We start from the raw sequence: 20,370 nt of genomic DNA on the forward strand, positions 1-20,370 counted from the left end.
CGGTAAGGCGGGGGCACTAGGGGCGCGGCCACTGTGGGCCGTTTGAGCCTGCCTCGTATTCATCCAGCGGAACCTCTCCACCGGCCCACGCCTCGCGCACCGAATCGACGATCCGCCATCCTTCTTCAGCGGCGGCACCGTCCAGGGCGAGCATCGCGTCCGCATCGAGCATTCCGCGCAGGACTTCGCCATAGGGATTCAGCTCTCCGGGCCCCACGTCTGCCGACAGGTGCGTCCGCTGGAGTTCAAGGGGGTGCCCTGATCCGTTCACGTTGATTCCCAGATCCACGCCGCCGTCCGCGAGGTTCAGGCGCAGTACGTTGGGCCGGTTCTGTCCGTTCAGCCGCCCAGGCAGGTGCGGTACGTCCCGGAAGGTCACGATCACTTCCTGGCGCGGCTGCCCGATCGCCTTGCCGGAACGGAGGGTGAAGGGAACTCCCGCCCAGCGCCGGTTCGCCGCCTCGACATCGAGCTCGGCGAGGGTTTCGGTGTTGCGCCCGGGATCCACACCGTCTTCGCCGGCGTAGGCCGGCAGCTCCCTTTCCCCAACGGTGCCCGCCGTATAGCGGGCACGCCTGCTTGCCGTCCGCGGGTCATTCCGCCACAGGTGAATCGAGCGGAGCGCCTGGACTTTGGCGGCGTGAAAATCCGCAGCGTCAAGCTCGGCCGGCGGCTCCATGACAATCAGCGCCATGATCTGCAGCAGATGGCTCTGGAGCATGTCCACCATGGCTCCGGCCTTGTCGTAGTAGCCGCCGCGGCCTTCGAGCCCGAGTTGCTCGTCATACACGATCTCCACCCGCGCAATATGGTCCCGGTTCCAGAGTGGCTCAAATACCCGGTTGGCAAGGCGCAACCCGAGGATGTTGAGGACTGTTGACTCGCCCATAAAGTGGTCCACCCGGAAGACCTGCGACTCCGGAACCACACCGGCGACCAGTTCATTCAGCTCGGTTGCACTCCTGCGGTCGTTGCCGAAGGGTTTTTCGAGCGCCAGCACGGTGCCCTCCGGCAGCTGTGCATCCTGTAGGGCCTTCACTGCAGTGGCCGTTACGCCCGGCGGCAGTGCGAAGTAGATGATCGGCTTGCCGTGTGCTTCCCGGACGAGCCCGGCGAGTTCCTCGGGAGAGGAGTAATCCACGGCAAGGTAGCGCGACGTGGACAGGACATGGTCAACGGCAGCGCCATGGGCGTCCACGGTGGAGAAGGCCTCGCTCACCGTGCTGCGCCACTGGTCATCGCTCCACTGCTTCCGCCCCGAACCCAGTACCAGAATCCGCCGATCGGGTTCCTCCGTGAGCAGCTTCCCCACCCCCGGCAGGAGCAGCCGGGCTGCCAGGTCTCCGGTTCCCCCGAGGATGATGAGCGTTGATTCCGAATCGGTCATGCCTGTTCCTCCAGGTTGGGGGCATCGTTGGATACTGACCCGTCCAGTCTGCACCCTCTCACTGACACGTTCCTGACGCGCGACTGACTGCCACCGGCTCCTACACTGAATCAATGACTGCAACCCTCGTGGCCAAGGCGCTTTCCGGCGGCCACGCCCACCGCACCCTGTTCGCCAACCTGGACCTCACCGTCACCGAAGGCGACGTCGTCGGAGTGGTGGGTGCCAACGGTGCCGGCAAGTCGACCCTGCTCCGTCTGCTCGCCGGCGTGGATGAGCCGCTCGCGGGCACCGTGATGGCCTCGCCCAAGGATGCTTTCGTCGGGTGGCTCCCGCAGGAACATGAGCGCACACCGGGTGAGACCGTGGAGCAGTACATTGCCCGCCGGACCGGCGCCACCGAAGCTACTGCCGCGATGGAAGCCGCAGCCGAAGAACTCGGTACCGCCGTCAAGGGCGCCGATGACCGCTACGCCGCGGCGCTGGAACACTGGCTCGCCTCAGGAGCAGCGGATCTGGAGGACCGGCTCCCGGCGGTTCTGGCCGACGTCGCACCCGGCGTCGCTCAGGATGCCCTCGTCACCGGACTTTCCGGCGGCCAGCTTGCCCGGGTTGCCCTGGCCGCGCTGCTGCTGAGCCGGTTCGACGTCGTCCTACTCGATGAGCCCACCAATGATCTGGACCTGGACGGGCTGGCCCGCCTTGAAGCGTTCATGCGTAACCTGCGCGGCGGCGCTGTCCTCGTCTCCCACGACCGCGAATTCCTCGCCCGCTGCGTCACCACCGTGGTGGAACTGGACCTGGCGCAGAACCAGGTGGCGGTGTACGACGGCGGTTACGACGCCTACCTTGAAGAACGCGCCGTCGCGAAACGGCACGCGCGCGAGGCGTACGAGGAATACGCCGACAAGAAGCAGGACCTCGTCTCACGCGCCCGCACCCAGCGCGAGTGGAGCTCGCAGGGCGTCCGGAATGCGATGAAGAAGAGCCCGGACAATGACAAGATCCGCCGCCGCGCCAGCACCGAGTCCTCAGAGAAGCAGGCACAAAAGGTCCGGCAGATGGAATCGCGGATCGCTCGGCTGGACGAGGTGCAGGAGCCGCGCAAGGAATGGCAGCTGCAGTTCAGCATCGGTTCGGCGCCGCGCTCCAGCTCAGTGGTGGCAACGCTGAACAGCGCCGTGGCGCGTCAGGGAGACTTCACCCTTGGTCCGGTGTCGGTGCAGCTCCACGCCGGCGAACGCATCGGCATCACCGGCCCCAACGGAGCGGGAAAGTCCACCCTGCTGCGTCTCCTGCTGGGTCATCAAGACCCCGACGACGGCGCAGCCTCACTGGGTGCCAACGTCGCCGTCGGCGAAATCGACCAGGCGCGCGGACAGCTTGCCGAGGACGAAACGCTTGCTGCAGCCTTCGAAGCGGCCGTACCGGAGTTGGCGCAGGCCGAGGTGCGCACCCTGCTCGCCAAGTTCGGCCTCAAGGCCGACCAGACCGGGGCACTCGTCGGCAACCTCTCCCCCGGCGAGCGCACCCGGGCCGGACTTGCGCTGCTGCAGGCCCGCGGGGTGAACCTGCTGGTGCTCGACGAACCCACTAACCATCTCGACCTACCGGCCATCGAGCAGCTCGAGGAAGCACTCGAGGACTACACGGGTGCGCTGCTGCTGGTCACCCATGACCGCCGGATGCTTGAGAACGTGCGGCTGGATGCCCGGTGGGAGGTCAGTGCAGGACAGGTCCGGGTGCTGTAGCCGAACTACGCCGGAACCTTGGGATCCTCCAGAGCCTCATCGCGTGCCTTGAACTTCGCCGCGACCTTCTTCACCACCAGGTAGGGAAGCCAGCAGAGCGGCTGGTAGGCGAGGGCGGCCAGGAGAAAGCTCGTGCTCAGCTCCAGCTCCACCCCTGGGCGGCTCGGGATCAGCACCACTATCGCGCTGACGAGCACGCCGCCCGAATAGATGAACATGTAGGGCCAGCGAAGGTAGCTGCGGAGAAAGTAGAAGAAGGCGAACCCGAAAGCGATAACGCAGATGAAGCTGACCAGTGGGTTGCCGGGATCGAGGTATCCCCACTCCGCGGCGAGCTGCTGGACGAACAGAGTAGCCATCAGCCAGACGAAAATCAGTCCCATCGAGATCCAGGTCCGCCCCGAGTGCCGGGCGCGCCTGTCCTTCAACTCGGGGTCCTTAGCCTCTTCCTCACGGCGGATCGCTTTGTCGAGTGCTATCCACTGGGCACCCAGTTCTTGTTCATCCGCCAGCCAGCCCTCCGAGAAGGTGTAGGGAATGAGGTCGGCCGCAGCGTTGAGATGCTTCAGCCGGTCAGCGTCAGTGAGGACCTGTGTGTCGTGCCGGAAGAGGAACCGGGGAGTGTAGTGAAGCGGAATGCCTGCGCCGGCGAAGTAGCTCAGCCACCGGTCAACACCCTCATCCTTGTGCGACGAGAAGGGCACGCTCAGCAATTCCTGGCGGCCGTCGTCGTCGTACCGGATATACAGGACCGGAGCGGTCTCGATGATAGGGGTCGCTGTGCGGGGTGTCGTTGTCCGGCGAACAATCGCGAAGGAAACCACCACGGAGGTCACGGCATCGAGCGGGATGGTGCGGCGGCGGGGCGCCTCACCGACTGCACTCTTCGCGCCGCCCTTCATGAACGGCGTGCGCCATTCCTCCGATTCAATGCGGTCGGTGAAGAGGGTGGCGCGCGGAAGGTGTGAGTAGTGCCAACGCAGCTTGCGGGAGTGCCCGAAAGCCTTGACCGCCATCCACGCTCCCCCCGCGACCACCGGCAGGAGAAGCAGGAGCCACAGGTTCCTATAGACGGCGAGCAACACCAGCGGCCCGACGGCGAACGCCACCCCGAGCAGCACACCCACGAACAGGACAATCACGCCGAAAGTGCGCCAGAAAAGGTCCGGTGGAGCAAGTCTGTGCGCGTGAACCAGGCCTGGCCGTGTCATGTATCTCATCCCCCTGAGCAATCAACGGGGCGATTCGCCCTTCAGCATCCTAGTTGCCTTCGGGAACGAAAGCAGAGTCGGGCTCCGAGACCTCTGGCACCGACGGGAAAACGGGAGTAGACAAGGGAGCATGGCGAAGAAAAAGGGAGTAGCGCCACGGTTGGCGGAAGCGCTGGGGATCATTCTGGGCACCGAGGAGATCCCGCTGAGGCTTCACGCGTGGGACGGTTCGGAGGCGGGTCCAGCGGGTGCGCCGGTGATCGAATTTCGATCAAGGCGGGCACTGCGGCGAATGCTGTGGTCGCCGAACCAGCTCGGCCTGAGCCGCGCCTATGTTGCCGGCGACATCGACGGCCCCGGCGACCTCTTCGAAAGCTTCTCTGCGCTCAGCTCCGTGGGTAAGTTCGCTGAGCTGAAGGCCTTCCGTCCGCCCACCCTGGGCGAGCGCCTGCGGCTGCTGAGGACCGCCGTCCGGGTTGGCGCGATCGGCCTGCCACCCGCGCCGCCGCCCGAGGAAATGAAGGTCGCCCGGTCGGGTCGGCTCCACTCGAGAAAGCGCGACGCGGCCGCAATCTCACACCACTACGACGTCGGCAACGACTTCTATGCGCTCGTCCTCGGTCCGTCGATGGTCTATTCCTGTGCGGTCTGGGACGACGGAAACACCGGCCTCGATGCGGCACAGGAAACGAAGCTGGACCTCGTCTGCCGCAAGCTGGGGCTCCGCGAAGGCATGCGGGTGCTCGATGTGGGCTGCGGCTGGGGCAGCTTCGCGCTGCACGCGGCGCAGAACTACGGAGTCGACGTCGTCGGCATCACCCTTTCGAAGGAGCAGGCAGCGCTGGCACAGAAGCGGGCGGCCGACGTCGGGCTTTCCGACCGGATTGAGATCCGGGTTCAGGACTACCGCGATATCGACGACGGCCCGTTCGACGCGATCAGTTCCATCGGCATGGCCGAGCACGTTGGGCGGGAACAGATCGGGTACTACGCGTCCAAGCTGCACGGCCTGCTGCGGCCCGGCGGGCGGCTGCTCAACCACGCGATCTCGTGGAACGCCGGCGAGATGCCGCCGGATCCTGACTCCTTCATCCCCCGCTATGTGTTTCCGGACGGCGAGATGCTGAGCCTCACCGTGATGCTGGGTGCGCTGGAATCGGCGGGGCTGGAAGTGCTCGACGTCGAAGCGCTGCGCCTGCACTACGGACTCACCCTGCGTGCCTGGGTGCGCAACCTCGAGGAGAACTGGGACGAGGCGGTCCGGCTCACCAGCGAGGGCAGGGCGCGGGTGTGGAGGCTGTATATGGCCTCGAGCGCGCTCGGGTTTGAGCGCGGGCTGAACGGCGTCAACCAGATCCTGGTGCAGCGGCCGGGTGGCGAAGACCCGCCGTTGCGCCGCAATTTCTAACACACCGTTATTAGAGTGGCTGCATGACACCCTCTCTCACAGTTTTCCGGAACGGCCACGTGTTCGACGGCGAACGCTTCCTTCCCGAGCCCGCTGACGTTATTGTCCGGGGCACCACCATTGAGGCGGTGGGCCCGCGCGCTTCGAAAGCGGAACAGTATGACGGCGCGACGGTGGTCGACTGCACCGGGCGCACGGTGCTGCCCGGGATGATCGACCTGCACATCCACGCGACCACCTCCAACCCCGGTTCCATCCAGGCAGTGGCCGAGCCGTTTTCGCTGCAGTTCTACGAATCGGTGCGGAACCTGGAGGCCACGCTGCGGGCGGGCATCACCACGGCGCGCGATGCCGGCGGCGCTGACCTCGGCGCCAAGCTGGCCATCGAGCAGGGCCTCGTGAAAGGGCCGAGGCTCCGACTGGCAATCAGCATCATGTCCCAGACCGGTGGTCACGGCGATTTCTGGCTGCCCTCCGGTGTGGACTCCCCTGCGCTGGGCCCTCACCCCGGGCGGCCGAGCGGAATTGCCGACGGCGTCGAGGAGGTCCGGAAGGTCACCCGCCAACTGCTGCGGGCCGGAGCGGACCAGATCAAGATCTGTTCCACGGGAGGAGTGCTCTCCCCCACCACCGACCCGCGGCATTCGCAATTCACACCGGCGGAGATCGCCGTCATCGTTGAAGAAGCCGAGCTGCAGGGAAAGTACGTCATGGCGCATGCCCAAGGCACCACGGGCATTATCAACGCACTGCGGGCCGGAGTCCGTTCGATTGAACACGGTATCTACCTCAACGATGAGGCGATCCAGCTGTTCCTGGACACCAACGCCTACCTGGTGCCGACCCTCGCTGCGCCCCGGGCGGTCATCCGCAAGGGAGAATCCGGGACCAGCGGCCTTCCACCGCAGGTCATCGACAAGGCCAAGCGGGTAGCCGAGGATCACCGTGCCTCCGTTGCCCGTGCTGTTGAGGCCGGTGTCCGGATCGCCATGGGCACGGACTCCGGTGTGGGGGTCCACGGGGAAAACCTTGAGGAGCTCGCCCTGATGGCGGACGCCGGCATGAGCCTTGAGCAGGTGCTGGCTGCAACTACGTCGGTTGCGGGTGAACTGATCACTCCGGAGCGCTCAGTGGGCCGGCTCGCTCCGGACTACCTGGCCGACGTCGTCGTTCTGAATGGTCGGTTGGAATCGGAAGGGCAGCTTCCGCGACTGCGCGAGATGATCGGGCAGGTCTATAAGGAGGGCGCGCTGCAGTTTGTAGTCTGAGGAGGGCCCACAGCTTGACCTCGTCCCGGTAGAATTTTCGTGGCCAACACACAGCGACGATGTCCTCCTTTTCCGTCGCCCACTGATCATGTCGGTCAAGGAAGGTAAGTGATGGTTGAGGCGGCCGTGGACAGCACACCCGGGCTCTTGTTCGGCGGACGGTACCGCTTGCTCGAACGGATAGGGGTCGGGGCCAAAGCCGCGGTCCACCGGGCACGGGATGAATTCCTCGCCCGGGACGTGGCGATCAAACTCATCCCCACCGATGTGCTGGACGAGCATCAGCAGCGGAGCAATGACGCTGAAGTCAAACTACTCGCACGGCTGAACCATCACAGCCTGATAGCCCTGCTCGACGCCGGAACCGACTTCAGCGATCCGGCGTCACCTTTTGTCTATCTGGTCATGGAACTGGTGCGGGGCCCTGACCTGCGGCACCGGATTGCGGAGGGAACCCTGCAGCTGCGCCAAACCGCGCAAATTGGGTGCGATCTCGCTGATGGTCTGGATTACATCCATAGCCAGTCGGTGGTTCACCGGGACGTCAAGCCGGCCAACGTCATGCTCTTTGATTACGGCACCGGGAACGCTCGGGTTCGCGCCAAGCTGACCGACTTCGGCATCGCAGCCCTGACCGGCACAAAGGGCGACGACGCGAGCTCACTGACAGGGACCGTCGCCTATATGAGTCCAGAGCAGGTCAAGGGCGAGAGTGTCGATGCCGCGAGCGATATCTATTCGCTCGGCCTCGTCCTCCTGCAGTGCATCACCGGCAAAATGGAGTTCCCGGGCCCGGTGGTGGAGAGCGCCGTGGTGAGACTATTCCGCGCGCCGGAAATTCCTGCGGACCTGGATCCTCAATGGGTGGCGCTGCTGACAGCGATGACATCGAGGGATCCTGCGGCGAGGCCCACCGCCCGCGAGGTCTCGATGGCGTTGTACGAACAGGCGGTCGCGGGCCGTTCCCGGCGTAAGCAGGCGGGTTCACTTGTGCCGGACAATGAAGAGGATCGGCTGGCTGCAGTTCGCCGTTACAACATTCTTGACACTCCGCCGGACGGCGCGTTTGACCGCATCACGTCCCTCGCCTCGCGGATCTTTTCGGTGCCAACGGCGATTGTCAGCGTTGTGGACCACGATCGCATCTGGTTCAAGTCCCACTACGGAACCGATGTGGAACAGCTCGACCGGGACCCGGGACTGTGCGCGTCGGCCATCCTGCAGGACGGCCCCTGGATTGTCGAAAATGCGCCAGCGGACCCCCGGGCGCTCAGCAACCCGCTAGTGGCCGGCGAGTTCGGTCTGAAGTTCTACGCAGGGGTTCCGCTGCGCACCCGGGACGGCTTCAACCTCGGAACGCTGTGCATCCTGGATACAGAGTCCCGTCAGTTCACTTCCGACGAGGTCGGCATGCTCGAGGACCTGGCCGGCATCGTCATGAATGACCTGGAGCTCCGGCTCGAGAGTCGTAGCGCACGGGCCTAGGCCTTCTGGAACGTGGTCGTCGCCAGTAACGCTGTCCTGGTCCCTGTCCGGAAAGCCTTTGAGGTGGGAGGTACCATTCCGGTACCGTGGACGGATGGCACTCAACATACGGCTCCCCAAGGATCTTGATCGCCAGCTCGACATAATCGCCTCGGAATCTCACATCTCGAAAAGCGCGCTCATTCTGCAAGGCGCCCAGCTCGTGATTGAGCGGCATGCACGCCGCAACGTCATCGACGCGTCTCTCGCATTCGTGAAGGCGCATGATGCGGAGTTGCTGGAACGACTCGCTGACGCGTGACGGCATATCTTGACATCGATGACGCTCTTTACATCATCGCGCAGTACGGCTTCCATGTCCGCGACGTTGGGATTCTTCAGTCGGCTCTTGCCCGGCCCGCGACAATCGCGGCGGGACAAGAAGCCTACCCTGCGTTAGCCAAAAAGGCGGCCGTTCTACTTGAATCAACTGCACGTAATCACGCCCTCATCGACGGCAACAAGAGAACTGCGTGGACGTTGATGGTGGTTTTTCTGGGACTCAACGGCTACCGGCATAACTTCCCGACAGATGTGGCCTTCGATCTGGTGGTCGGGGTAACAAGCGGAAGCATCACCAATGAACAGTCCACCGACCTCATCTCCGCTCACCTCATCGCAACGCCACGGACCTGACACGCGAACTGCGTTTCGTCGGCGCCGGGTTGTACCTTTGACGACGTGAGCACCCTCAGCACTGCATACGCAACCGATCGCCTGGCCAAGGAAAGTCCCGCCTGGTCCCTGCTGCGCGGACGCAACGCGGGCGCCGCCGTCGCGCTTTTGGGAACGCATCTCAGTGGAGAGGAAAGACGGCGTCCTGCGCCGGAGCTTTTCGAGTTTGATCGACGCCGATTTGCAGGAGCTGCGTGACCACGGCTTCGAGCTCCCGCAGACCGCACAGGCGTATTGCTCGGAGTGGCGCAACGAGGGCGTCCTGATTCGCAGATGCAGCCGAGCTCGAACAGCGCTTCTACGGCGTCCGCCGAAGCATTACGCACGCTGAAATCGACGGCGTCGCATTGAAGGTCAGCGGCGCACTCACCGAGGAGGAGAACGCTGCCCGCGGTTCGGTGCAGGCGGCAGAGCAGGCGATCGTGGCTCGCGAGTTTTCATTTGTTGCCTCGTGGCGGGCTGTTGCGGGCGACCTCACCGCAGAGATCGCCGATCGTGGCGGCTTCCTCGACATTCTAGGCAAGCTTCGTGCCGACCGGCTGCCGGATTTCGAGCAGAAGTTCTTCGACCTGCTGGAAAGCCAGGCGCAGCGGAATGTCGGGCAGCTGGCCAATGAGATCCGCCGCGCGCCCGGGCAGATCCGGGAGCGAATCGACCCGGTGAACCGCTCCCTGCGCCGCTCGCCGTTCGACCAGGGCAGGTATCTCAAGATCATGGTCAAGGACAACAATTCCGAGGCGAAGACGAAATTCATGCAGGACCTCCAGACGATCTCCGCAGGGTCCTGGGCCGAGGAAAGCCGCGAGGCCGCGGAGCAGAAGTTCGATGTGATGAACCGCCTCATGACGCGGCTGTCTTCCAGTGAAGCCGGGGACCGCACCTGGCAGCGGCAAGTACTGGACACCCGACAGCACGTTCGTTTCACCGGAATTGAGCTGGATGAGGCCGGAACCACGGTCAATATCCACGATTCCAGCGCCGGGCTCTCAGGTGGCCAGCGGCAGAAGCTGGTGATCTTCTGCCTGGCCGCTGCATTGCGGTACCAGCTGGCTGAGGACGAGGACGACATCCCCGGCTACGGCACTGTCATCCTCGACGAGGCTTTCGATAAGGCAGACAGCGCGTTCACCCGGATGGCGATGAACGTGTTCCTCGAGTTCGGCTTCCACATGGTCCTCGCGACACCGCTGAAGCTGCTGCAGACTCTCGAGGACTACGTAGGCGGTATCGCGCTGGTGGTGTGTCGGGAGTTCAAGGATTCCCGGATCGGGGTGGTTTCTGTTGGTGACGGCGAGCTTCAGGTTGCCGATGATGAGTCGGCGCCGGAGACTGGCGCTTGAAGCCTCGAAAACGAGGTATCGCCTGATGCCGGGTACCGGGAAGCCCTGGGTCGACGTGGAACAGGCACGCACTACCGCAGCCGGCAAGTATGAGCGGAATTTCGGTGAGTGGGCGGTAGTCGGTGGTGCTGGCGTCGTCGTCGAGTTTCCGCTGCACCCACCCACTGAGCAGGCTGCCCTTGCAAACCAGGGTGAGGCGATTGCCTGGGTGAAATCCTGGCGCGACGCCGGGCTGGAAGACGCTGTGGTGTGGGCGCCGCGCCGCTGGGCGAGCCTCGGAACGCAGCAGGTTCCGGACCGGCTGCGCCTCACCGGTGCCGTCGAGGTGGCACGGTTCGCGCGGAGGGGCAGCACTGGTCACGCCTCAGCGCGCGAGTCCAGACACTGCTGTCGACGTTCGACGGCGGCACGCTGGCTGAAGCTGTGAGGCGGAGCGCACGCCGGATTGCGGAGCTTGATGACGCCGACTTCGACCGGTTGCTTTTGGTGCTTCGATGGCTGGAAGCGAATCCGCAGTCGGGACTGTATATCCGGCAGCTTCCTGTGCGCGGCGTGGACACCAAATGGGTCTCGACCCACCGCGGCCTGGTGGAGGAGCTGTTCGCTGCGTTGACGGGGCTGGAGTCCCTCGGGCTGGGCGCTCCGCCGGTGCTGGTGCGGATGCGGTTCCTGGATCCGCAGCTGAGTCCCGGCGGTCTGGTGGATGTGTCGGCACCGGTGCCAGAGCTTGCTGCCTTGGACATTCAGCCGCGAACTGTTTTCGTGTTCGAGAACCTTGAGTCAGTGATCGCGATGCCGCCGGTACCAGGCGCGGTGGTACTTCACGGTGCTGGATACGCGGTGGATCGGTTGGAGCGTATTCCGTGGGTTCGGGATGGCCGGGTTGTGTATTGGGGCGATCTGGATTCCCACGGCTTTGGAATTCTGAACCGAATCCGATCCGCTTGCTCCAACGTGTCCGCTGTCTTGATGGACAGTGAAACGCTGGAGGCTTACCGCGATCTCTGGGTGAAGGAGCCGGTTCCATCGACCGGGACGTTCAACCATCTCCTGCCTGCCGAGCAGCAGATGGTCGAGCATCTCGGGCGGCAGGGCAACGTTCGCCTTGAGCAGGAGCGCATCGAGTGGCGGTATGCATTGGAGCAATTGCTCACTCGGTGACGTGTTGCTACGCTTGCTACGGAGGCAATCATGGCCACAATTCCCCACCGAGAACTGCGGAACTCCAGCAGCAAGATTCTCGAGCGCGTCCGCGCTGGTGAGACCATCACCGTGACAAACAACGGCGAAGCCGCAGCAACCCTTATCCCGCCGTCGTTGTCACCCCTGGAGCAACTACTGCTTTCTGGCAACGTCCGGCCAGCGGGTTCCGGAGCAGTTGACTTCCGCTTGTTATCTCGCGTGCGCCAACGTCAAAGTTCTTCCGATGTGCTCAATGATGTCCGCGGCGACCGATGATCCTGTATGTCGATACATCCGCCGCACTGAAGCTCCTCATCGAAGAACCCGAATCAGAGCCACTGGCTGAAGAATTGACCACGAGAGTGGGACGTGGAGATCGTCTGGTCTCATCAATGCTTCTCTACACGGAGCTTCACTGCGCTGCACGGCGGAGAGCGAAGCTGGCGCCGGAGCTGGTGAATTCGGTAACTGACTCGATCAACCTGGTCGACATAGCGCGTGCCGACCTCATGTATGCGGCCGCCCTCGCCGGTGGATTGAGGAGCGCAGACGCCATTCATCTTGCCACTGCCGTCCGGCTCGAGGCGGATTCGATGGTCGCCTACGACGCCGAACCTCTCGCCGCCGCGGCGGGCGCGGGACTCTCTACGCTCGCTCCTGACTGACCGCGGGAAGACATCGTCCTGAAATTCGAGCAGAGCCGCTCGCTCCGTAGCACTCCGTAGCATCGAGAGCTACAATAAGCTCATGAAGACCATCGCACAGCGAGAACTCCGCAACGACAACGCGAAAGTGATCGATGCAGTGCAGGCGGGGGAAACGTTCATCATCACGCGCAATGGTGAGCCGGTTGCTGAGTTGCGGCCCGCCCGGGTCAGTCGAAGTACGTTCGTCTCCCGTGAGGAACTGACGGCATTGGCGGTGTCCGGTGTGCGCATCGATCGGCATCAGTTTCGAGCCGATCTTGACCAGCAGATTGATCAGGGCCTGTGACCGCGACTCGCGGGTTGCTCGATACGTCGGTTGTCATCGATTGGCATGATCCTGCAGTGGCCCGCGCACTACCTGATGAGGTAGCAATTTCCGCGATCACAACGGCTGAGCTCACTGCTGGTCCCCATCTTGCTGCGACACCGGGCGAAGCGGCTAATCGGCAGGCACGGCTGCAGGAGGTTGAAGCGAGGTTCGAACCGATCCCCTTCGACGGCACCGCCGCCCGCAGTTACGGACTGGTTGTTGCCGCAGTCGTCAGTGAAGGACGAAAGCCGCGAAGCCGATTCGCTGATCTCGTTATAGCAGCCACTGCCCATGCGCACGGTCTGGACCTCTACACCCGAAATGGTGCTGATTTCGCTGGGCTTGACCATCTGGTCCGGGTCATTTCAATCTGAGTCGTGTGTTGGCACACCGGTAATCGCACCGGAGTGATTGAGGATACCGCCGCAATACTCCGCACCGGCGGCCTCCAGGGACCAACAGCTGTTACTTGGCCTCCTTGGCCTGGGCGGTATGTGTCAGGGTCATGAGCAGGAGGCCACCGAGCAGGTTCCCGGCTGTTGCCAGGAGGACATTCCTCCCCACCTCCAGATAGGTCACGTCTGCGCCGAGCCACAATCCGGCGAGCAGGTGGAGCCCGGAGACAACCACGTGATCGAAAGCGCCGAGCGCGAGGAACACCCCGACCAGATACGCGAGCACAATGCGGCTGCCTGCGGGATCAACAGCGTGTAACAGGTAGGAAAGCAGCGTCAGCAGGGTACCGGCGGCAATGGCACGCATGAAGGTGGCCAGCCCGCCTTTCCCTGCGATTTCCTCCGCCACGGTCACCAGGACATCGTGTGCACCGGAGGGCAGCGCTCCCGGCACGACGAAGACGGCCGCCATCACCGCTCCGCCGAGCAGGTTGAGGAGCAGGATGAGCCCCCACAGCCGGAGCAGCCGCAACCAGGTTGATTTCTCGCGCCGGTCAATCGCCGTAGCCACCGGATCGAAGAAATTCTCAGAGAACAATTCGGAGCGACCGATGACGAGGAAAACCACTCCCATGCCGAAAGCCAACGCGCCGGCGAGTTTGGCCGGGCCCTCACCGAAGGCCGGCTCGATGAGGTGTTCCGCTATGGCAAGCGCGACGATCCCGAAAACGATCGTGACACCGGCAATGAAGCCGGTCGATACCTGCTCGAGCGGCGGCATGAAGAGCCGTCGCTCACCCTCGTTTTTGGCCCGGTTGTAGATTTCCTTCGGTGCAAGATCGCTCACAGGCCATTCCTCTTCCCCGCGGTTCGAAGGCGGCAACTCATTTTTGCGTTCCTTTCCTGTTGCCAGGTCGGATGTATTCCACGCTACCCACTTGCCAGAACGCAGGCCAAGGGCAGCTCCGCGCGTTCGTCATCGGAAAACGGACCCGGTCACGACGCAGCAGGGCACGGGACCAAGAGGCCCGTGCCCTGCTGTTTCCTGCGGGAACTGCTAGTTGAAGACAGGCTCGCCCTCGCGGGTGAGCTGCCAGTTCTCCTCGAAGAAGTTCGTCGGGTCGATCGCGCCCTGGGCAATCAGGTAGTCGATGAGTAGCTGCCGGATCTCGGTCTGTTGGTTCACGAGCACCGGCGCGGTGGCGATGTGCGGGAAATTTCCGCCGCCGGACTGCCGGTAGTTGTTCGTGGCCACGGCGAAACGCTGCGCAGGATCGATGGGTGCGCCGTTGTAGCTCAGATCCACGATGCGCTCCCCCACCGGCTTGCTGATGTCGATGCTGTAGGAGACACCGGACATCATGTCGTAGTTGTAGTCCGGAGTGCCGCCCGCGTTGGTCAGCGTGGCGGGATCAACCGGTGCACCGGGTGCGGTCTGGTTGAAGTACTTCGCCGAGTACTCGAGGTAGTCCTTGATCTGCGCACCGGTCATTTCAACACCGAAGAGCGTGTTCGGGAAGACATACAGCCCGGCCATGTCGCGGATGGTCACGGGCCCCTCAGGAATCACGGCGGCCCGGTTGAACGGCGCAACAATCGACAGGACCGGAAGGTCCGCGTTGGCGGTTCCCTCCAGTGCCCGGTCCACGGCGTCCGCCTGCACCTTGTTCACGAAGTCCATGACGGCGGTGTCCTTATACCGGGACTCGGCGGCGGACATGGTCTCGGTCGCCGTTCCGATCGCGGTGTTCACGTAGTCAATGACCTGCTGGTGCTGGTCCGCCACGAGCGCCGAGATCTCCGGATCAGCCTCAACGGTGTTGGCGTTCAGCAGCTCCGAACTAGCAGAGAGAACATCCCACTGCCCACGGACCTTGACCAGCTCGAAGTCCATGACGGAGAGGCGCTGGCCCCACTGCTTGGGTTCGGTGAGGAGCACCTGCTCGCCGGTCTCCTTGTTGGTGATGAAGCGCTCGGCGATCTCGCGGTGTTCGTGGCCGGCGAGGATGGCGTCGATCCCCGGCACTTCCTCGGCGATCAGCGTCGAAGCGTTTTCAACCGGCAGGCTGTCGCCGTAGGACGAGGTGCCCGACGGCCCGGAGTGGGAACTGACAACAACGACGTCGGCGCCCGCTGCCTTCATCTCGGGAACGTACTTTTCTGCCTGCTCAACCATGTCGAGGAAGCGCAGTTCGCCCACGACATTGTTCTTGTCCCAGATGGCGCTGCCCGGCGTGGTAAGCCCAAGAATGCCAACGCGAATGGGCTTCTGTCCCTTCAGCTTGACCGTCTCGATGACGTACGGAGTAAAGGCGTCCTCACCGGTCTCCCAGTCCTTCACGTTGGCGCCGAGGAGCGGGAAGTCGAGCTGCTCCTCATAAGCGCGCAGCAGCGGCATCCCGTAGTTGAACTCGTGGTTGCCGAGCGTGGTGGCGTCATAACCCAAAGCGTTCATGGCGGCAGCCATAGGGTGCAGCTCACCGGTCTCATCGATGGGCTCAACGTTGGCGTAGTAGTCCGTCAGTGCGGTGCCCTGGATGGTGTCGCCGTTGTCGATGAGGAGGGTGGACTCCTCACCGCGGTCCGCACGGACCTGCTTGACCAGGCTGGAAATCTTGGCGAGGCCGACATCGTTGGAGGCGGCGTCGTCGTACTCCGCGTTGGTGAAGTAGTCCCAGTTCTCAATGTAACCGTGGAGATCGCTGGTACCCATCACCGTGATGGTGGCCGTCTTGCCGTTGGAACCCTTGATGGTGGTATCGGCGGTTGCTGCCGGTGCGAGCGTCAATGCTGCGGCACAGCTGAGCGCGACGGCCGTGATGGCACGGCGAGGCCCTCTGTTGAAAGTGTGGAACACGTGAAACCAACTCCCTGTCGTAATGCGGTGACAGCAGGCTACCCGTGACCGGTGACACTTTGGGAACATCGTGCCCTGATTCGGGTGAACAGGGCGTTGACATGGCCGGCGAAACGAGGACGATCAGAGGTACACCGGCTCAGCTACGGAGGACATTATGGCAGTCAAGGACCTGGCAACCAACGACGCCGGCGCACAGGTACCGTTCCAGGTTGAGTTGGTGCCCGATTCCGAAGACCCGGCCCTGCGCATTCCGGGCGCGGTTGCTGCTGCCGCTATTGCCCCCAATGCCGTGCTTGCGTTCATGACAGCCGACGACGACGCCTCCCCCTACAGCGATCCAACCGCCTTGCGCACGGGAGACTCCGGCCAGACCTATACGGGTGTCGCGCAACCCGGCCCGGAGATCGACTTCGCCGGGTCCTTTGACGCGGGTTTCGCGGACGGCGGCGGCGAGTAAGGCCGAGATTGAGTCACACCGGACGGAGGTGTCCGCCCCGCCCCTCGCTCGCACCGAGGGTTGCCAGCGACGCGACGTAGCCCAGGGCATGCACGGCGTCGGAACCGGCTCCGTCGGTCAGGGGCCGGAGCTTGGCAGCGTTGACATGCCCGGACAGTGCTCCCTGCAACTGAGCGAGGATCTCCAACCGGTTCAGGCCCTTTGACTGCAACCGCACGGCGGCTTCCCAGACCTGCGGCGGGTCGTTGTGCCACAACTGCGATATCACCAGCTCGCGCAGCGCGGCGTCCCATACGGGCGAGCCATCCGGTTCACCGCTCCGGGGATACTCCTTCTTCCCCACACCATGGAATTCCTTCAACTCACCGAGCACCAGCAGCCGCAGCTCGTCCGCCCTATTGGCGTTCAGCCGCGGATAATCTTCCGCACCGATCCGCGTGCCGAAGTAGGGCATGGCAAGCTGCCGGCGCCCAATGGCGTCCTGCGCTTCCTCCATCGTGTCCATATCCAAACCTTCGACGAAGGCCATGCCCGGTGACGTAAGCTCCTCGCCGTCCTCAACCAGATCGGCCACCGAATCAAGGGTGGTCGCTGCTGCATGCTGCACCAGTTCAATCGCCAGCGCCGGAAGCTGCTGATGCTTCCCGCACCAGGCAATCCACGACTCAAGGAACAGTGGAAGCGCCTCTCGCTCCTCGTCATCGAGCATCACCTTGCGCGGCAGGAACCAGCCGCTGAAGCTGCTGATTTTCGGAGGGCTGACGCGGAGGAGGCGGCCGTCGTCGTAATTGCGTCCGTACATCAGTGCAAGCTCGGCGAGCCGCGCGAACTCCTCTTCATAGTCTCGAACCGCGTGGTCGGTCGGGTCCTTCTGCAGATCCGCCAGGAACTCAGCGACCAGCCGTTCGCTCTCCGCTTCGTCCCTTTCGAACTGGGACAGCTCCTCGGCTTCAGTCGGAATGCGGCGATCGGCGAGGTCGACGACGTCGCTACCCGGCAGCGCGCGCAGCCGGCTCAGCGCCAGCGAACGGCTCGCTGCGTACTCCGGCGCCAGGTCAGGATCGCTGGTGATGTCGGTGGCGTCAATCGCCGCGATGCCCTTCGCCCGCACCTCGGTCAGCGATGCAGTCTCAATCTGCATCAGGCCGTCCATATGTCCGGCGAACCGTTCCCGGTCCTTGACAAGCTTGCGCGCGCTTTCGTCGAAGGTCAGGCTCGTGGCGTATCCGCCCATGTGATTGGTGTCGATCGTCATGGCCATGCCGTGCTTGCGGCGTCCGGTGCGGAACTCGATCACCAGTTCGATGGAATCACCGAAAACATCCGTCAGCATCCACGCTTCCGTGGCCTCAAGCTTTCGCAGGGGCGCAAGCCATGCCGGCGGCGCTACGTCTGCGTCCATCAGACGCTGCGCGGCCGCGGCGGCTTCGGCGTCAGCGGGTGGATCAGCGACTTGCGCCAGCGCCCATAGCATCGCGGCGGCTGCGGCATCCCGCTGTCGTTCGACGTAGCGCACCCAGTCGCCGAACATCTCGGCATCGATTCCAGGACCCAGATTCGTGGTCTGATGCATGACGGAGTACAGCTCCGATGCAATCAGCTCGCTGTGCAGGGAAGACGTATGATCCGCTTCCGCTGCAAATACCGGCACGACGGTGCGGTAGACGTCCGCGATGGGGTTGCTGGGTGGGCCGGTCCTGCGGTTCTTGCTTCTGGCCGCCGACTTGGGCTTGCGTGTACGGCTTTTCGGGCTCATCTTTCGATGATGCCATCTTTGCTCACGGCCGCTGATTCGATGGCGCTCTGCATCTCGTCCAAGGAATGCGGCTCTTGATCGGGTCGATGAAACACGCCTTCAAGCGACTTGAGCGACGCGCCGACCGGTTCCATCACGCATCGACCGTCCGGCATGAACCGGAAATCGATCCTGGAACCCTTGCCCGATGGCGAGCCGCTGACGCACCTCAAGCGGTATTGTCACCCGCCCGCTGCTGGAGACTCGTGCGGTTGTCATGACTCGAACTTACTGCCGATCCCATCGTCAGGGAACCGGCAGTAAGACCGAGCGATCAACCGGAACTCAGGCGTCGACGATGATGACCGTCACCACGGGCTTCCGCCGCAGCGACCGGTCGGACCAACGGACCAGGCCCTCGGCGATGGCGCGCTCGGCGTCGGGACCGGTCTTTTCGCCCTTGAGCTGAGCGAGCGTCTTCTCGACAATGTCGGTTGCCTTGTCCAGCTCGCCGTCCTTCGGAGCCCAGCCGACCGGGAAGAACTCGGGGTCCTCCTCCAGCTTTCCGGTGTCCGGGTTGACGATCGCCAGGACGGTGAGCGCGCCGTCTTCGGCGAGGCGGATGCGGTCCTGCAGCGACTCCTCGGTTGCGGCACCGGCCACCATGTTCTCCACGTACACGTAGTCGGCGGTGACCTTGCCGGTCACGCGGGCTACGCCGTCCTTGAGGTCAATGGTGGTGCCGTCCTCGACCACGAGGGCCTTCTTCGGGTCCACGCCGGTCCGGATGGCCAGCTCAGCGTTGGCCTTCAGGTGGCGGTGCTCGCCGTGGACCGGCATGACGTTGCGCGGGCGTACGAGGTTGTAGCAGTAGACCAGTTCACCGGCGCTGGCGTGGCCGGAGACGTGGACCTTCGCGTTGCCCTTGTGGACCACGTTGGCGCCGAGCTTGGTCAGGTCATTGATGAGCCGGTAGATGGAGGTCTCGTTGCCCGGGATGAGCGAGCTGGCCAGGAGCACGGTGTCGCCCTGGGTCAGGTCGATCATGTGGTCCTGGCTGGCCATGCGCGCCAGGGCAGCCATCGGCTCACCCTGCGAGCCGGTGCAGATGATGACGGCCTTTTTGGGGTCCATCTTGTCGAGTTCCTTGAAGTCCACCAGCGTGCCGCGCGGGATGTTCAGGTAGCCGAGTTCGCGTGCGGTCTTCATGTTGCGGACCATGGAGCGGCCCACGAAGGCGACCTTCCGCCCGTACAGGTGTGCGGCGTCGATAACCTGCTGGATGCGGTGGATGTGGCTCGCGAAGCTGGAGACGATGATGCGGCGCGGAGCGGTACGCATCACCTCGTCGATAGCCGGCGCCAGGTCCTGCTCGGAGATCTGGAAGCCGGGGACGTCGGCGTTGGTGGAGTCGGGCAGGAACAGGTCCACGCCTTCCTCGCCGAGGCGTGCGAAACCGGCGAGGTCGGTGATGCGGCCGTCCAGCGGGAACTGGTCCATCTTGAAGTCGCCCGTGGCCAGGACCAGCCCGGCGCTGGTGCGGATGGCAACGGCCAGCCCGTCCGGGATGGAGTGGTTGACGGCCAGGAACTCGAGGTCGAACGGCCCGAACTTCTTCCGGTCCCCCTCCTTGACCTGCACGGTCTTGGCGGTGATCCGGTGTTCCTGCAGCTTGGTCTTGATGAACGCCAGCGTCAGCTTCGCCGAGATGATGGGGATGTCCGCGCGTTCGCGCAGCAGGTAAGGAACAGCGCCGATGTGGTCCTCGTGCCCGTGCGTCAGCACCAGGCCGACGATGTCATCCAGGCGATCCCGCAGGTAGGAGAAGTCGGGCAGGATCAGATCCACACCCGGGTGATGTTCCTCAGGGAAGAGGACGCCGCAGTCGACGATCAGCAGTTTGCCGCCGAACTCGAACACGGTCATGTTGCGGCCGATCTCCTCCAGACCGCCCAGCGCGACGATGCGCATGGCACCCTTGTCCAGCCGCGGTGGTGTCTGGCCTGCTCGTGGTGAGGAGTGGCGTGAAGTCCTGGTCATGGGATCCGATCTCTTGGACGGGCGGCAACCCGGAGCTCAAATACCGGCGGTAAGGTGCTTCGTGGCGGGAACGCCCTGCTGGGGCCGTTAACCCACGCTGAAACAGCGATGGGGACGGCA

At 63.9% G+C, this 20,370-nt stretch carries 21 protein-coding genes and 1 pseudogene; 15 read left to right on the forward strand and 7 right to left on the reverse strand.

Annotation, left to right across the window (positions count from 1 at the left end; genetic code table 11):
- Positions 1 to 16: 16 nt before the first annotated feature.
- A complete protein-coding gene (locus ABFX19_RS13360) occupies positions 17 to 1,387 on the reverse strand; it encodes a glucose-6-phosphate dehydrogenase (RefSeq protein WP_346028553.1) in 1,371 nt (456 codons plus the stop codon).
- Positions 1,388 to 1,500: 113 nt separating this feature from the next.
- Here ABFX19_RS13360 and ABFX19_RS13365 point away from each other — a divergent pair, with 113 nt between their 5' ends.
- Complete coding sequence (locus ABFX19_RS13365; protein WP_346028554.1) at positions 1,501 to 3,138, forward strand: ABC-F family ATP-binding cassette domain-containing protein; 1,638 nt, start codon at positions 1,501 to 1,503, stop codon at positions 3,136 to 3,138.
- A 5-nt stretch (positions 3,139 to 3,143) separates the two neighbouring features.
- Here ABFX19_RS13365 and ABFX19_RS13370 read toward each other — a convergent pair whose 3' ends face one another.
- The gene (locus ABFX19_RS13370) at positions 3,144 to 4,349 is read right to left on the reverse strand and encodes a hypothetical protein (protein WP_277356897.1); all 1,206 of its coding nucleotides are present in this window, start codon (positions 4,347 to 4,349) and stop codon (positions 3,144 to 3,146) included.
- 130 nt (positions 4,350 to 4,479) lie between these two features.
- On the opposite strand from ABFX19_RS13370, the gene ABFX19_RS13375 reads away from it, so the two are divergent.
- The 13 genes and pseudogenes from ABFX19_RS13375 to ABFX19_RS13435 all read left to right on the forward strand — a co-directional run bounded on the left by ABFX19_RS13375 (position 4,480) and on the right by ABFX19_RS13435 (position 13,137).
- Positions 4,480 to 5,757, forward strand: a complete 1,278-nt coding sequence (locus tag ABFX19_RS13375) for a class I SAM-dependent methyltransferase (RefSeq protein WP_346028555.1) — start codon at positions 4,480 to 4,482, stop codon at positions 5,755 to 5,757.
- A 23-nt stretch (positions 5,758 to 5,780) separates the two neighbouring features.
- Positions 5,781 to 7,025: a metal-dependent hydrolase family protein gene (locus tag ABFX19_RS13380; protein WP_346028556.1), complete on the forward strand. Its 1,245-nt coding sequence runs from the start codon at positions 5,781 to 5,783 to the stop codon at positions 7,023 to 7,025.
- A gap of 111 nt (positions 7,026 to 7,136) precedes the next feature.
- Positions 7,137 to 8,510, forward strand: a complete 1,374-nt coding sequence (locus ABFX19_RS13385; RefSeq protein WP_346028744.1) for a GAF domain-containing serine/threonine-protein kinase — start codon at positions 7,137 to 7,139, stop codon at positions 8,508 to 8,510.
- Between the two features lie 94 nt (positions 8,511 to 8,604).
- On the forward strand, positions 8,605 to 8,811 hold the full coding sequence (locus ABFX19_RS13390) for a hypothetical protein (protein ID WP_277356900.1): 207 nt from the start codon (positions 8,605 to 8,607) through the stop codon (positions 8,809 to 8,811).
- Entirely contained in the window at positions 8,808 to 9,185 is a 378-nt protein-coding gene (locus ABFX19_RS13395) for a type II toxin-antitoxin system death-on-curing family toxin (protein ID WP_277356901.1), read from the forward strand. The genes ABFX19_RS13390 and ABFX19_RS13395 overlap by 4 nt, the downstream gene beginning before the upstream one ends.
- Before the next feature lie 45 nt (positions 9,186 to 9,230).
- A complete protein-coding gene (locus ABFX19_RS13400) occupies positions 9,231 to 9,422 on the forward strand; it encodes a hypothetical protein (RefSeq protein WP_346028557.1) in 192 nt (63 codons plus the stop codon).
- A gap of 149 nt (positions 9,423 to 9,571) precedes the next feature.
- Positions 9,572 to 10,564 (forward strand): SbcC/MukB-like Walker B domain-containing protein, encoded by a 993-nt coding sequence (locus ABFX19_RS13405; protein ID WP_346028558.1) that lies wholly within the window; start codon positions 9,572 to 9,574, stop codon positions 10,562 to 10,564.
- A gap of 25 nt (positions 10,565 to 10,589) precedes the next feature.
- Positions 10,590 to 11,107 (forward strand): annotated as a pseudogene (locus tag ABFX19_RS13410) (DUF3322 domain-containing protein); the annotation flags it as partial.
- Between the two features lie 45 nt (positions 11,108 to 11,152).
- The gene (locus ABFX19_RS13415) at positions 11,153 to 11,725 is read left to right on the forward strand and encodes a Wadjet anti-phage system protein JetD domain-containing protein (protein ID WP_346028745.1); all 573 of its coding nucleotides are present in this window, start codon (positions 11,153 to 11,155) and stop codon (positions 11,723 to 11,725) included.
- Between the two features lie 30 nt (positions 11,726 to 11,755).
- Entirely contained in the window at positions 11,756 to 12,022 is a 267-nt protein-coding gene (locus ABFX19_RS13420) for a type II toxin-antitoxin system Phd/YefM family antitoxin (protein WP_346028559.1), read from the forward strand.
- Positions 12,019 to 12,411 carry a type II toxin-antitoxin system VapC family toxin gene (locus ABFX19_RS13425; RefSeq protein ID WP_346028560.1) on the forward strand — a complete coding sequence of 131 codons (393 nt, stop codon included), beginning with the start codon at positions 12,019 to 12,021 and terminating at the stop codon, positions 12,409 to 12,411. The genes ABFX19_RS13420 and ABFX19_RS13425 overlap by 4 nt, the downstream gene beginning before the upstream one ends.
- A gap of 82 nt (positions 12,412 to 12,493) precedes the next feature.
- The gene (locus ABFX19_RS13430) at positions 12,494 to 12,739 is read left to right on the forward strand and encodes a type II toxin-antitoxin system Phd/YefM family antitoxin (protein ID WP_277356904.1); all 246 of its coding nucleotides are present in this window, start codon (positions 12,494 to 12,496) and stop codon (positions 12,737 to 12,739) included.
- A complete protein-coding gene (locus tag ABFX19_RS13435) occupies positions 12,736 to 13,137 on the forward strand; it encodes a type II toxin-antitoxin system VapC family toxin (protein ID WP_277356905.1) in 402 nt (133 codons plus the stop codon). The genes ABFX19_RS13430 and ABFX19_RS13435 overlap by 4 nt, the downstream gene beginning before the upstream one ends.
- A 91-nt stretch (positions 13,138 to 13,228) precedes the next feature.
- On the opposite strand, the gene ABFX19_RS13440 is transcribed toward ABFX19_RS13435, so the two are convergent.
- Entirely contained in the window at positions 13,229 to 14,005 is a 777-nt protein-coding gene (locus tag ABFX19_RS13440) for a formate/nitrite transporter family protein (RefSeq protein WP_346028561.1), read from the reverse strand.
- Between the two features lie 210 nt (positions 14,006 to 14,215).
- Positions 14,216 to 16,015: a bifunctional metallophosphatase/5'-nucleotidase gene (locus ABFX19_RS13445; protein ID WP_346028562.1), complete on the reverse strand. Its 1,800-nt coding sequence runs from the start codon at positions 16,013 to 16,015 to the stop codon at positions 14,216 to 14,218.
- A gap of 157 nt (positions 16,016 to 16,172) precedes the next feature.
- On the opposite strand from ABFX19_RS13445, the gene ABFX19_RS13450 reads away from it, so the two are divergent.
- Positions 16,173 to 16,475, forward strand: coding sequence for a hypothetical protein (locus ABFX19_RS13450; protein WP_346028563.1), 303 nt, complete (start codon positions 16,173 to 16,175; stop codon positions 16,473 to 16,475).
- A gap of 13 nt (positions 16,476 to 16,488) precedes the next feature.
- On the opposite strand, the gene ABFX19_RS13455 is transcribed toward ABFX19_RS13450, so the two are convergent.
- The 3 genes from ABFX19_RS13455 to ABFX19_RS13465 form a co-directional block, all read right to left on the reverse strand.
- Entirely contained in the window at positions 16,489 to 18,231 is a 1,743-nt protein-coding gene (locus ABFX19_RS13455; protein WP_346028564.1) for a hypothetical protein, read from the reverse strand.
- Positions 18,228 to 18,368: a hypothetical protein gene (locus ABFX19_RS13460; protein WP_277356910.1), complete on the reverse strand. Its 141-nt coding sequence runs from the start codon at positions 18,366 to 18,368 to the stop codon at positions 18,228 to 18,230. The genes ABFX19_RS13455 and ABFX19_RS13460 overlap by 4 nt, the downstream gene beginning before the upstream one ends.
- A gap of 187 nt (positions 18,369 to 18,555) precedes the next feature.
- A complete protein-coding gene (locus ABFX19_RS13465; protein ID WP_428831044.1) occupies positions 18,556 to 20,250 on the reverse strand; it encodes a ribonuclease J in 1,695 nt (564 codons plus the stop codon).
- Positions 20,251 to 20,370 lie beyond the last annotated feature (120 nt).

Source organism: Arthrobacter parietis, assembly GCF_039530425.1.
GTDB classification, from domain to species: domain Bacteria; phylum Actinomycetota; class Actinomycetes; order Actinomycetales; family Micrococcaceae; genus Arthrobacter_D; species Arthrobacter_D parietis.

Excerpts from the sequence above, each read along its gene's own strand:
- ABFX19_RS13375 (WP_346028555.1), top strand. The coding sequence starts at position 4,480 with ATGGCGAAGAAAAAGGGAGTAGCGCCACGGTTGGCGGAAGCGCTGGGG.
- ABFX19_RS13430 (WP_277356904.1), top strand. The coding sequence starts at position 12,494 with ATGAAGACCATCGCACAGCGAGAACTCCGCAACGACAACGCGAAAGTG.
- ABFX19_RS13425 (WP_346028560.1), top strand. The coding sequence starts at position 12,019 with ATGATCCTGTATGTCGATACATCCGCCGCACTGAAGCTCCTCATCGAA.
- ABFX19_RS13380 (WP_346028556.1), top strand. The coding sequence starts at position 5,781 with ATGACACCCTCTCTCACAGTTTTCCGGAACGGCCACGTGTTCGACGGC.
- ABFX19_RS13465 (WP_428831044.1), bottom strand. The coding sequence starts at position 20,250 with ATGACCAGGACTTCACGCCACTCCTCACCACGAGCAGGCCAGACACCA.
- ABFX19_RS13360 (WP_346028553.1), bottom strand. The coding sequence starts at position 1,387 with ATGACCGATTCGGAATCAACGCTCATCATCCTCGGGGGAACCGGAGAC.
- ABFX19_RS13365 (WP_346028554.1), top strand. The coding sequence starts at position 1,501 with ATGACTGCAACCCTCGTGGCCAAGGCGCTTTCCGGCGGCCACGCCCAC.
- ABFX19_RS13385 (WP_346028744.1), top strand. The coding sequence starts at position 7,137 with ATGGTTGAGGCGGCCGTGGACAGCACACCCGGGCTCTTGTTCGGCGGA.
- ABFX19_RS13390 (WP_277356900.1), top strand. The coding sequence starts at position 8,605 with ATGGCACTCAACATACGGCTCCCCAAGGATCTTGATCGCCAGCTCGAC.
- ABFX19_RS13370 (WP_277356897.1), bottom strand. The coding sequence starts at position 4,349 with ATGACACGGCCAGGCCTGGTTCACGCGCACAGACTTGCTCCACCGGAC.
- ABFX19_RS13455 (WP_346028564.1), bottom strand. The coding sequence starts at position 18,231 with ATGAGCCCGAAAAGCCGTACACGCAAGCCCAAGTCGGCGGCCAGAAGC.
- ABFX19_RS13450 (WP_346028563.1), top strand. The coding sequence starts at position 16,173 with ATGGCAGTCAAGGACCTGGCAACCAACGACGCCGGCGCACAGGTACCG.
- ABFX19_RS13420 (WP_346028559.1), top strand. The coding sequence starts at position 11,756 with ATGGCCACAATTCCCCACCGAGAACTGCGGAACTCCAGCAGCAAGATT.